The organism is Limibacillus halophilus, from assembly GCF_014191775.1.
In the GTDB taxonomy this organism is placed as follows: Bacteria; Pseudomonadota; Alphaproteobacteria; order Kiloniellales; family CECT-8803; genus Limibacillus; species Limibacillus halophilus.
This window is the reverse complement of record NZ_JACHXA010000017.1, coordinates 1-1,982: the sequence shown is the minus strand read 5'-3', so window position 1 is coordinate 1,982 and position 1,982 is coordinate 1. Positions and strand designations below refer to the sequence as shown.

The window sequence follows — 1,982 nt, the reverse complement described above, 5'->3', positions numbered from 1 at the left end:
GCGAGAAGGCCATCCGCGAGGAGAGCGTGCCCTCGCCATCCTTCGAGACGCCCTCTGCGAGGGCTCCTCAGGATGAAGGTGAGACGGAGAACAGCAAAGGGTTGAAGGCCCCTCACCCTGAGGGGTCTTCGACCCGTCGCAACAATACTCACCCTGAGGAGGGGTCGAACGACCCCGTCTCGAAGGGTGAGGAAGGCCCCAATCCGACCACCAAGGCTCCGCTGGAAGGGGCCGACCGCGCCCGACAGGCTGGCCTCGCAGACGGTATCCAGATCGCCAGCGCAGATACCGGCATCCAAAGCGATGCGGCGGCGCCTTTGGGACAGCAGGCGCAGAGCGGGGGCGCTGAACCGGAAAACAGTCCGCAGGTGGCGCAAGCGATTCCACCGGGTGCTGCGCCGTCAACCCAGCCGATGCCAACCTTCCGCACCCGCTTGAGGGACAGCCAGGGCAATGTCGTTGGGGTGGGGGAGCGGCCGCGGGCGGACGACCCTCAGGCCTGGCAGGCCCATCAGGATGCGCTGGACAAGGCCGGGGTCGGCGCAGGCCAGCACCGCGCCTTTCGTGAAGTCTGGGCGGCGGAAGGCGGCCTTAAGAGCGACGGCGACACCGTTGCAGGCATCACGCCGGATACCTTGAAGGAGCTGCATGAGCATGACGACAAGCGCGCCAAGGCCGATTTCCGGGCGCTGGGCATCGATCCCAAGAGCGACCCCGCCTCGCTGACCCCGGAACAGCGGGTGCAGGTTTATCAGGTCTTCTTCGATGGCCATTGGAACCCGGCGGCGGAGGCGATCGGTCAGCGCATCGGCCAGCCGGACATGCGCGGTCGCGACGTCCTCGATTACATCGGCGACCCCGAGGCCGCCGCAGCCCTGGCCGATACCTTCTTCCGCGGCAGCGTCAAGGGCAAAGCCGAGATCGGCAGGGTGGTGCAGATCGCGATCAACGCCACGCGCGCTAAGGTCGGCCAAGCCCCCATCAACGCTGATGGTGTCTTCGGGAGTGGCAGCATCGATGCCTACAAGGACCTGGCGGCTGATCCCAAGAGCCGCAAGCTGCTGCTGGATCACCTAGCCGACGAGCGGCGTAAGCTGCGTCCTAGTTCCTTCGGCGAGGCGGCCCGGGCCGATCACTTCCGGATCGAGCGGTAGAAGTCCTCCAGAAGGGGCCAGGGGTTTCGTTCGCGTACTGTTCGCGTTGTCACCGCCCACCAGCGACCTTCGGTCCAGCGCAGCACCACCGAGGCGGGACCAAAGGGCACGTAGCAGTCATCTTCCGGCAGGCGCGCGCGCAAGGTCGTGAAGTCGGGGTCGTCGGCCAAAGCCTCCTCCCAGAGGGTGCCGTAGGACACCGGCCCCCGGCAGATGAAGCCAAGCCGCAGGACGATTAAGTCTCCCCGTCGGATCTGATAAGGATTCTGCGGCGCGTCGTCATAGCGGATGTCGGGAAAGACAAAGCCATGGGCTCGGTAGATCACCAGGCCAATCCCCGGCTCCAAAAGACGCATGAAGGCGTTGGAGAAGGTCCGGGGTTCGGCAAAGGGGGCATGGTGGGGGGTATAACGCAGTGGCTGACAGAGCGGGTGATAGTAATCCTTCCAGTCCGGGCCGTAGGGGTAGCCGGGCGCGCCCTGTCCGAACTTATGCGGCTGCCAGGCGCTGCAGGCATGCATGGTATCCACCACGCAATCGAGGCCAGCGGTCATGTCGCCCAGACAAGGGCTGTTGTGCCGCCCGTCACCATGAATGTAGCGCCAGCCCGTCGGCAGACCGAGCGCGTGGATTTCCGGCTCCGGCGGCGCCTCGGGCCAAGGCTGCGCCAGGACACCCGACGGCGGCGCGGCCCCGACCAGGACAAGGGCGCATAACAGCAGTAAAGGCATCCGGGGCCATAGCATAACGTCAAGCCTCCCTTATAGGCGTATTGCTGCCCCCTATATTCTAGCATTGATATGGCAAGAAAAAGGCGTGAAGGCGCGG

Annotated in this window: 1 protein-coding gene and 1 pseudogene; one reads left to right on the top strand and one right to left on the bottom strand. The window is 65.3% G+C overall.

Going from position 1 to position 1,982, the window contains the following annotated elements:
* Nucleotides 1-1,154 (top strand): annotated as a pseudogene (locus tag FHR98_RS16565) (hypothetical protein); the annotation flags it as partial.
* On the opposite strand, the gene FHR98_RS16560 reads toward FHR98_RS16565, so the two are convergent.
* Nucleotides 1,133-1,900, bottom strand: coding sequence for a hypothetical protein (locus FHR98_RS16560; protein WP_183417850.1), 768 nt, complete (start codon nucleotides 1,898-1,900; stop codon nucleotides 1,133-1,135). The pseudogene FHR98_RS16565 and the gene FHR98_RS16560 sit on opposite strands and share 22 nt — an antisense overlap.
* Nucleotides 1,901-1,982 lie beyond the last annotated feature (82 nt).

Excerpts from the sequence above, each read along its gene's own strand:
- FHR98_RS16560 (WP_183417850.1), bottom strand. The coding sequence starts at position 1,900 with ATGCTATGGCCCCGGATGCCTTTACTGCTGTTATGCGCCCTTGTCCTG.